The sequence below is a fragment of the Mesorhizobium sp. M7A.F.Ca.US.014.04.1.1 genome, assembly GCF_003998745.1.
Lineage (GTDB): Bacteria > Pseudomonadota > Alphaproteobacteria > Rhizobiales > Rhizobiaceae > Mesorhizobium > Mesorhizobium ciceri.
The window spans coordinates 1-8,033 of sequence record NZ_RZRW01000261.1 but is presented as its reverse complement, the minus strand read 5'-3'; the positions used below and the strand labels follow the sequence as shown (position 1 = coordinate 8,033).

The following is an 8,033-nucleotide window of genomic DNA, read 5'->3' as shown; positions in this document are numbered from 1 at the left end:
CTACCAGCGCAGCCTCGCCACCATCAGCCGCCTGTTCGTCGGCAGCCGGACCAATCTCGAAGCCATGCTGCGCGCCGTCTCGCAGCACCGCCTGCGGCCCGTCATCGACAAGGTCTTCGCCTTTACCGAGGCCGGCGATGCCTATCGCTATTTCCAGCAGGGCGACGTCTTCGGGAAGGTGATCATCGACGGCGCCTGACCCATCGAGTCCTCAAACCCAAGGGAGAACGACCATGACAATTCGTGAAGCCTCGGCCAAATGGCAAGGGACGTTGAAGGAAGGTTCGGGCCGGTTGCGGCTCGGCAGCGGCGTCTTCGAAGGCGCCTATTCCTTCCCGTCGCGTTTCGAGAACGGGCCGGGCACCAACCCGGAAGAACTGATCGCCGCGGCGCATGCAGGCTGCTTCTCGATGGCGCTGAGCGCCATACTGGGCAACGCCAATTATGTCCCGACAAGCATCAGCACCGTCGCCAAGGTGCATCTTGGCGCAACCGCTGCCGGTCCGACGATCACCCGCATCGAACTCGAAACCGAGGCAGAGGTCGCGGGACTTGCCGAAGATGAATTCGAGCGCCTTACACAGTCCGCCAAGGCGGGCTGCCTCGTCTCGCGGGCCCTTGGCGGCGTGTCTCAGATCACCCTCAAGGCAACGCTCGTCGAAGCCACCAAAGGTCAATGAAGCCAGGAGAAAGAAGATGACACAGGAGATTGTCATGGACGCAAACGCGTACGATCTGTCCCAGAAGACCGCCGAGATCATGCGGCGCTACAACGACGTATTCCAACGCCATGATCCTTCGGCACTCGCCGAGCTGGTGGCCGAGGATTGCGTGATCGAGAACACCGTGCCGGCGCCGGACGGCGCTCGCCATGCCGGCAAGGAAGCGTGCGTCGGGCTTTGGACGGCGATCGCGACCCAGGCCGGCACGCGCTTCGATATCGAGGAAACCTTCGTTGCCGGTGACCGGGCAACGATCCGCTGGCGCTATTTCATGACCGACGGCAATTCGCTGCGCGGCGTCAACCTCATGCGTGTGGCCGATGGGCGGATCGTCGAAGCGATGGGCTATGTGAAGGGGTAGCGCGCCCCGAGCAATGCCCCGAAAGCGCATAACCGCTTTTCGCCCGGCATAGCGCAACAAAGGAGAGCGGATCAGCGAGACTGAACCGCTCCCCGCTACCGATCGGCCAGCGCCAGCTTTGCGCCGAGCATGACGAAGGCGCCGGCGAAGGTCCGGCGCATCCAGGTCAACACCATTGGCCGCGAGACGACATGGCTGCGGATCGAGGCTGCGAAGATGCCGTAGCCGACGAAAACCACGAATGTCAAAAGCATGAAGACGGAACTCAGTTCCAGCATTTTCGACAGCGCATTGGGCTCGGTGGTGCTGACGAACTGCGGCAGGAAGGCGAAGAAGAAGATCGACAGTTTCGGATTGAGCACGTTGACGAGGATACCGGTGGCAATCACCTTGCCGGCCGAGCGCGGCGTCACATCCTGCTCGACGCTGAGGCCGCCCTTTTCCTTCAGCGTGTTCCAGGCCATGTAGAGCAGGTAGGCGACGCCGAGATATTTCAGCGTCTCGAAGGCGAGCGCACTGGTGTGCAGCAGCGCCGCCAGGCCAGTGATGGCGGCGGCCATGTGCGGGATGATGCCGAGCGTGCAGCCGAAGGCGGCGATGACGCTGGCCCGCGCACCGCGCGAGAGGCCGGCGCTCAGCGTGTAGAGAACGCCGGTGCCGGGCGAAGCCACGACAATCAGGGACGTCAACAGAAATTCGATGCTCACGATGGTTCCTCCGCCACCCTACCAAGCCAGGAAGGTACCGGGCTGCGGGTCGGCGCACAAGCGGAGGCGACGGGAGATTGGCTACACCGGTAATCCGAGCGCCTGGCGTGCCATCAGACACTCCTCGTCGCCGGGCATGCAGGCGCGACAGACGTCCGGCCGCACGTCGTAGATGCCGCAAGCGGTCGACTTGCCGATCTCGCCGGACAGCGCCGAGCAGCGCACGCCCTCGCAACGCATGCCTGACAGGTCGGATGCGACATATTTTTCCGGGATACGGTCGAGCTGTGCGTCATCCTCGGTGGAAAAGCGCGGCCACTCGGCCGAATAGGAACAGCAGGCACCGCAGCTTTGGCAATCGAAGGTGCCCTGTTGCGACGACAAAACGCTTGCGGCGGCCACCAGGGCGGACAGCCCTGGCGCGGCGGGGTTGTGATCGGCGTCTTGCGGCAAGGCGCTATTTCTTCTTGGCCGTCTTGCCCTTCGGCGAATCCGCCGGCGACTTGAACAGGTCGGTCGCGGCCTCGGTGGCGTCGCCGGCTTTCGGCGCGGCAACCGGCTTCGCCGGTTTTGCCGCAGCACCCGAGGCTGCCGGCTGATCCTTGGAGGAGAATTTTATGGCCATGTCAGTCCTCGTCGGCGAAGCGCGATGATGGGGCGCGCGGATTGCGCAGGCGGCCGATCAGCGCCGAAACGGCCGTGATGTTCATTTCCTCGGGCGACCAGTTTTTCACCGCCTCGATGTGATGGGCTGCCAGCTCGCGATGCGTGCTGCCGCTGTAGGCGGCGTCCTGATACGTCACCCGCTCATGGGTCTTGGCGTCTTCGCGGACATACTCGATCAGGTAGTTCGGGCATTCGGCGCGGCCGCGCACGCCGACGCGAACCTGGGCATCACCGTGGGCACGCTTGCAGCGCTCGAGCTTTTCCAGCACACGCCGGACGAATTCGACCGGCTTGTCGAGGCCTTCGACCATATCGGCAATGGTTGCGTCGGCGGCGATCGGTGTTGGCGGTACGCGTTTGGTGGCCATCAGCGTCGTCCGGCCCGCTTCGGCAAAGCGGCTAGCGCGGCGGCGGCGGCCATCTCGTCGGCCTCCTTCTCCAGGCGCAATTCGCGCAGACGCGCGGTCTTGGCTTCGCGTGCCTCACTGACGGCGTCGCGCTCGGAATTGATGCGGTTGAGCGACATCGACTGGGTTTGCGTCTTGCTGAACAGGGACACGGCCTGATCGACGGTTGTCTTTGAACTGGTGGTCAAATCTTTCTCCTGTCAGGAGCCTGTGCCGATGGAGCGAGACCGGGTCTTCGGTCAGGATCACGCACAAAGCAATACGCGCGGCGAATTCAAATTGCTGGAGCGTCCCTTAGCACGTCCAGGCCGGCGCGCAGCGCACTTTCGGCGGCAAGGCGCGGAAAATGAAAAAGGCCAGGCACCGCCTGACCTTCCATGAGAGCGTCGCGCAACCAGATGACATCCAAAAGGATGCACCGCACGGGAACGCCCTGCTTATGCACATGATATGCCGTGGAAACTCAGGTCTCCGCGGCCATGCGCCCGAATTCGCCACTCACCGGTGCCAGTACATCCGTGGTCACCGGGAGAGCAGAATTCGTTTTTCAGGCCGCCTTCAACTGGTCGGCGGACATCTTGCCCGACTTGTTGTCGCGGACCATCTCGTAGCCGAGCTTCTGGCCCTCGACGATGTCACGCATGCCGGCGCGCTCTACGGCCGAGATGTGGACAAAAACGTCGGCCGAGCCGTCGTCAGGCTGAATAAAACCAAAACCTTTGGTGGCGTTGAACCATTTAACTGTGCCGGTGCTCATGACGAACCCTTTCCATGGCAAATATTCGTTCGACGCCATGCGGATGCACAACGTCGTTTGTCCCGATTTTTGATGTGGGAAGTTCGTCAAAGGCGCGCTCGAAAGCGCGGATAACAAAAGTCAGTCAAACAAATATCGACGATTTGCTTGTAGGCTTCTTTTGGCGCGCTGTCAAATTTGCATAAAGCCACAGATGCGGATTTCTCCCAAAACGCCAGGCCAAACCAGCTGGCATGACGGCAAACCGGGCGCCAAACAGCGCGCTTGCGCCAAGTTGAAAAAATTTTCTGGCATCCAGGAACCATCCGCGCAAAGGCGCATTTATGCCTTGTCGTCAGCAGTTCGTGAGAGCAATCGAAAGAACGGTTGATGGCAAAGACGCCCCCCGCACGATAAAAGGTGCGAGGGGCGTTTTCGTTGGATCCGGCTATTCGTCCGGGCCGGGTTCCGGCCACCTCTCCTTGGCCGCCTCGGCATACCAGTGCCGCATCGCCGGCGTTGCCAGCACGGCGTCGAGATAGGCGCGCGTATCCGGCGCCAGCGTGCCGCCATAGGTGTCGAAACGGGTGACGACAGGCGCATACATGGCGTCGGCCGCGGTGAAATGGCCAAACAGGAACGGGCCGCCCCTGCCGTATTTTTCCCGGCACTCGCGCCACAGCGCCTCGATACGGGCGCGTTGCGCCTCGCCCTCGGCGTCGAGCGGCTTGTGGCCCTTCGGCCGGCGCAAATTCATCGGCCAGCCATAGCGGACCTCGCGAAAGCCGGAATGCATCTCGCTCGCGGCCGAACGCGCCAGCGCGCGGGCGTCGATATCGGCCGGCCAGAGCTTTTTCTCGGGAAACAGGTCGGCGAGATATTCAAGGATAGCAAGGGTTTCCCAGACGATCTTGCCATTGTGATTCAGCACCGGCACCTGACCGGTCGGCGACACTTTCGCCAGATTGGCAAAGGTTTCAGGTGTGCGCAGCCGCACGAAACCTTCCTCGAACGGGATCTCCAGATGCCTCATCGCCAGCCATGGCCGCAACGACCATGAGGAGAAACACTTGTTGCCGATGTAGAGCGTGAATTCAGCCATTTTTCTCCCCGCATGCACGGCCATCCAAATTCCATGGTCGACGCGTGTTCGCAGCCTAGCCCACCAGCCTTGCCCCAGGGCGGCGGCCGCGCGACCTGATCTGCCGTCCGGGCGACGCCTGGAACCTAACCGACGCCGGCTCGTTAGCTACCGCAAATGAATTCCTCCGAATTCAGAACCCCAGGAGATGCGCAAAAAATGGTGAACAAGGATCAGGTTGCGGGCGTGGCCAAGCAGGTCAAGGGCTCGGTCAAGGAAGCCGCGGGCAAGGCAACCGGCAACAGGCAGACCCAGGCCGAAGGCACGGGAGACCGGACCGCCGGTAAGGCGCAGAAGGCCTATGGCGACGTCAAGGACAAGGTCAAGAAGGCGCTCTGATCCGACATCGGCAAACGCGCTTTATCGAGGGAAAGGCGGTCGCGAAGGCCGCCTTTTTCAGGTGCTCCAACCCTTGCTGAAAGCATTGGTGAAGGCGACCTCGCCGTGATCGCCGGTCGCCTCGCCCAGCACCACGTCCATGCCGTCGCTGGTCACCCTGGCCAGCGCGAAACCGCCCATATAGGCAGCCTTCGGCTTGAACAGGTCGATCCCGTCCCTGCGATAGATCAGCGGCGTTTCGTGCTGGTGGCCATGGAAAATGCCGACGATATTGTAGCCCTTCAGCGCCGCCAGCAACGCCTGCCGGTCGGCCTCGCTCCACCAATGCGGCGCACCACTGCCGTCATCATCGAAGTGCCGCTTGGCGGCATCCCAACGTTCCACCGAGAAGGTGTCCCAGCCATAATGCTGGAACAGGATGACCGGACGGCCGTCCGCCGCATAGGTCGCCAGATCCTGCTTCAGCCATGGCAGGCTGCTCTCGGCGCCGTGGCCGGTATCGCCGGCGAAACGATGCGTCTGGATCAGATGCAGGCCGCCCCAGTCCCAGGAGTAGCAGTCGGTGTCGACATCATAGTCGGTGGCCGGCACCGGCGGCTTGAAGAACACGCCGGCGCGATGGTTGACCTCGACATAGTCGCGCAGTTCGCGCCGATACCAGTCGACATGGTGCGGCGGGCCGTTCTGGTCGAGATCATGGTTGCCGAGCCCGATATAAACCGGCATGTGCACGCGATCGGGACCGACGCCCTGGCTGTAGCGTTGGCTGAACTGGAGCAGTTGGGTGCCCTCGCTCGGCTGCGTGATCTGGCCGCCGCCATCGTCGGTGCTGTCGCCGCCGTCGACAAGGCCGAGCGGCGTGCCTATCCTGCCGGCCGAACGCAGGCCGGTGGCGACGCCATTGATCTCAGTTGGCCAGTCCTTGTCGCCAAGCGCATTCAGCGCCGCCACGTTGCGCAGCAGCGCGGCGTCGGTCTTGCCTTCCTGCAGGCAGTTGGGGCTCAAGCCGCTCGCCATGCGGCAGGCATGGACATCGGCGATGAACAGGAAAGTGGCGTCGATCGACTGGACGCGTTGCCCGGTCTGGCTGAAGGCCGGGCGCGACAAGGCGCCGGCCGCGGCAAATCCTGCAGCCTGCGCCAGGAAGTTGCGTCGGGAAAGCGATGCAGTCGAACGGCGATTCATCATACGCTGATTCAGCATGGACAGCGGCCGGTCGTCCAGCGCCTCTGCGCCATCATCGACATGATGCCACGGGTCTGGCATGTCTCGCTTGCGCAAGCGGAGGAGGACGAAAAATGAAAGCCGCACCTATCTGCATGATCCTGGCCGCGATGTTGTGCGCGAGCACTGCGCATGCGGCCGGTTGCGTCGACGTCAAGTCCGCCAGAAAGGGTTTCGTTCTGGCGAGGCCCGGCATCCAGAGCGAATTTCGGCCCGTGGCCGGCGGGATGATGTCGGTTGCCAACACCTACGAATCGCAATCGCCGCAAACCCAGTATCTGTTTGCCGGCCTGATCGAGGTGTTTCGCGACAGCGACACCGGTCGCCTGGCGATGATCCCGCTTTCCGATCTGCGAAAGCTGTTTCCGCTGAAGGCGGGGACAAAGGCCGCGATAGAGTTCGTCGAGCTGTCGCCGAACAAGCCGCCGAAGGGCACCAAGACGCTGAGCCTGGTCGTCAAGGGCAAGGAGACATTCAGCCTGGGCGAGTGCAAATACAATGTCCTGGCGGTCAAGGAGACCTTCAAGAACGGTGCCGGCGAGACGCTGGATTCATTTACCGCCCTCTATGCGCCAGATCTGCAAGCCGCGCTCGCGCGGCGCTACGATGAAGGCACCAGTTCGGAATCCGTCAACGGCTACGAGACGATCAAGCCGCTGGCCGAGTAGCTGAACCAGAGCACGGCGAGTCAAGGGGTTCCCGGCCGTGGCAGTATCCTGTTGCGTCGCCTGGCCGCCAATGCGCCCTGCGATGGCGACGGCGCGCTTCGCTCAAGTCCCGCCAGACAATCCCGCAGCACACCGGCATCCTGCGTGGCCTTGGCCATCGACATCGCTCCGGAATAGGCGGCGACCGTCAGCGCGGCGAAGCGTTCGGGGTCCGTGCCCTCGTCCTTGCCCACCTGCTGGTCGGCATGCAGCTTGTCGGCAATCGCGCGCCGCCACCCGGCAAATATCCCGGCAAGGGCAATGCGGAAATCCGGGTCGGCAAGCGACAGTTCGTGCGCCAGATTGTTGAGCGGACAGCCGCGCACGAAACCCTGCTGCTCCAGTTGCGCCGCCACGGCCTCGAACACCGCGCGCACGCCTTCGCGGGCCGACGCCGCCGCCAGCACCGGCGCGATCCATGTCTCTTCGACCGCTGCCGCCACACGCTCGTCGATCACCGCCAGCGCGAGCGCCTTCTTGGTCGGGAAATGGTGATGCAGCGCACCGCCGCTGACACCCGCCGCCGCCATCAGGTCGCCGATGCTGGAGGCGTGATAGCCGCGCGCCTGGAACGCGTCCTCGGCGACATCGAGCACTTTCTTGCGCATGCCTTCAGGGTCGTTGATGCGTTTTCCCGGGCGCGGTTTTGGTTGAGCGATCATCTCTGCTGACATTGCCGGACATTAGCATATTGACAAAACAGGACAACCGGTCTGTTTTACAAACAGGACAATCACCCTGTTTTGGAGAATGCCGGATGAACCTGCCCCAGAACGTCGCGCCGAAACCCTCGGCGCTCGCCTCGCCTGTCGTCGAGTTGCGGCAATACACGCTGAAGCCAGGCCAACGCGACACGCTCATCGACATCTTCGACAGCAGGCTGATCGAGGGCCAGGAGGCCGCCGGCATGACCATCATCGGCCAGTTCCGGGATCTCGATCGGCCTGACATGTTCGTCTGGATGCGCGGCTTCGACAGCATGGATGCGCGGAAAAATGCTCTTGCCGCTTTCTATGGCGGGCC

15 protein-coding genes are annotated in these 8,033 nt (G+C 62.9%); 6 read left to right on the top strand and 9 right to left on the bottom strand.

Annotated features, from left to right (window positions below; all coding sequences use genetic code 11):
- From EOA22_RS18080 to EOA22_RS18070, 3 genes are all read left to right on the top strand, one after another.
- The coding region (locus EOA22_RS18080; protein WP_164755601.1) for a zinc-binding dehydrogenase at positions 1-199 on the top strand (199 nt) is incomplete at its 5' end.
- 34 nt (positions 200-233) lie between these two features.
- Entirely contained in the window at positions 234-680 is a 447-nt protein-coding gene (locus EOA22_RS18075) for an OsmC family protein (RefSeq protein WP_013532393.1), read from the top strand.
- Positions 681-696: 16 nt separating this feature from the next.
- Positions 697-1,083, top strand: coding sequence for a nuclear transport factor 2 family protein (locus tag EOA22_RS18070; protein ID WP_013532394.1), 387 nt, complete (start codon positions 697-699; stop codon positions 1,081-1,083).
- Between the two features lie 95 nt (positions 1,084-1,178).
- On the opposite strand, the gene EOA22_RS18065 is transcribed toward EOA22_RS18070, so the two are convergent.
- From EOA22_RS18065 to EOA22_RS18035, 7 genes are all read right to left on the bottom strand, one after another.
- Positions 1,179-1,790: a LysE family translocator gene (locus tag EOA22_RS18065; protein ID WP_013532395.1), complete on the bottom strand. Its 612-nt coding sequence runs from the start codon at positions 1,788-1,790 to the stop codon at positions 1,179-1,181.
- An 81-nt stretch (positions 1,791-1,871) separates the two neighbouring features.
- Positions 1,872-2,192, bottom strand: coding sequence for a YkgJ family cysteine cluster protein (locus EOA22_RS18060; RefSeq protein WP_032809400.1), 321 nt, complete (start codon positions 2,190-2,192; stop codon positions 1,872-1,874).
- Between the two features lie 55 nt (positions 2,193-2,247).
- Positions 2,248-2,415 (bottom strand): hypothetical protein, encoded by a 168-nt coding sequence (locus tag EOA22_RS18055; RefSeq protein WP_013532397.1) that lies wholly within the window; start codon positions 2,413-2,415, stop codon positions 2,248-2,250.
- A gap of 1 nt (position 2,416) precedes the next feature.
- Complete coding sequence (locus EOA22_RS18050; RefSeq protein WP_013532398.1) at positions 2,417-2,824, bottom strand: hypothetical protein; 408 nt, start codon at positions 2,822-2,824, stop codon at positions 2,417-2,419.
- The gene (locus EOA22_RS18045) at positions 2,824-3,051 is read right to left on the bottom strand and encodes a hypothetical protein (RefSeq protein WP_013532399.1); all 228 of its coding nucleotides are present in this window, start codon (positions 3,049-3,051) and stop codon (positions 2,824-2,826) included. Before EOA22_RS18045 ends, EOA22_RS18050 begins: the two co-directional genes overlap by 1 nt.
- Before the next feature lie 359 nt (positions 3,052-3,410).
- A complete protein-coding gene (locus EOA22_RS18040; RefSeq protein ID WP_010915421.1) occupies positions 3,411-3,620 on the bottom strand; it encodes a cold-shock protein in 210 nt (69 codons plus the stop codon).
- A 427-nt stretch (positions 3,621-4,047) separates the two neighbouring features.
- On the bottom strand, positions 4,048-4,701 hold the full coding sequence (locus tag EOA22_RS18035; RefSeq protein WP_063167709.1) for a glutathione S-transferase family protein: 654 nt from the start codon (positions 4,699-4,701) through the stop codon (positions 4,048-4,050).
- A 198-nt stretch (positions 4,702-4,899) separates the two neighbouring features.
- Between EOA22_RS18035 and EOA22_RS18030 the strand changes: the two genes are divergently transcribed.
- On the top strand, positions 4,900-5,079 hold the full coding sequence (locus tag EOA22_RS18030; protein ID WP_013532401.1) for a CsbD family protein: 180 nt from the start codon (positions 4,900-4,902) through the stop codon (positions 5,077-5,079).
- Between the two features lie 57 nt (positions 5,080-5,136).
- Here EOA22_RS18030 and EOA22_RS18025 read toward each other — a convergent pair whose 3' ends face one another.
- On the bottom strand, positions 5,137-6,267 hold the full coding sequence (locus tag EOA22_RS18025; protein ID WP_164755603.1) for a metallophosphoesterase: 1,131 nt from the start codon (positions 6,265-6,267) through the stop codon (positions 5,137-5,139).
- A 110-nt stretch (positions 6,268-6,377) separates the two neighbouring features.
- Here EOA22_RS18025 and EOA22_RS18020 point away from each other — a divergent pair, with 110 nt between their 5' ends.
- A complete protein-coding gene (locus tag EOA22_RS18020; RefSeq protein WP_013532403.1) occupies positions 6,378-6,971 on the top strand; it encodes a hypothetical protein in 594 nt (197 codons plus the stop codon).
- 20 nt (positions 6,972-6,991) lie between these two features.
- Here EOA22_RS18020 and EOA22_RS18015 read toward each other — a convergent pair whose 3' ends face one another.
- On the bottom strand, positions 6,992-7,618 hold the full coding sequence (locus EOA22_RS18015) for a TetR/AcrR family transcriptional regulator (RefSeq protein ID WP_164747190.1): 627 nt from the start codon (positions 7,616-7,618) through the stop codon (positions 6,992-6,994).
- Between the two features lie 149 nt (positions 7,619-7,767).
- Here EOA22_RS18015 and EOA22_RS18010 point away from each other — a divergent pair.
- The coding region (locus tag EOA22_RS18010; RefSeq protein ID WP_164755598.1) for an NIPSNAP family protein at positions 7,768-8,033 on the top strand (266 nt) is incomplete at its 3' end.